This is a genomic window from Streptomyces sp. TRM70350, from assembly GCF_019219825.1.
GTDB lineage: Bacteria > Actinomycetota > Actinomycetes > Streptomycetales > Streptomycetaceae > Streptomyces.
Window position 1 is genome coordinate 1 of sequence record NZ_JAHUXH010000150.1, and the last position, 249, is coordinate 249.

The window sequence follows — 249 nt, forward strand, 5'->3', positions numbered from 1 at the left end:
GGGAGGGTGGGGATGTCGATGGTGCCGACGCCCTTCAGCGCCGCGCTGATGTCCCCGATCTTCGACAGGCCCGCGCCCGCGCCCTTGGCGATGTACGTCATCGGGTCGATGGCCCTCGCCGTCGTACCCAAGACCCGGGCCACGGCACCGGCCTTGCCCGCGCCCGCCACACCGGCACCCGCACCACCCGTGAACACGGTGGTGAGCACGTTGAAGGTGACCGCACCGGCCGCGCGGGCGGGGTTCTTA

The 249-nt window shown here is 71.9% G+C and carries 1 pseudogene; it reads right to left on the reverse strand.

What is annotated here, in order from left to right:
• A pseudogene (locus KWI83_RS37990) lies at nt 1–249 on the reverse strand (protein phosphatase); the annotation flags it as partial.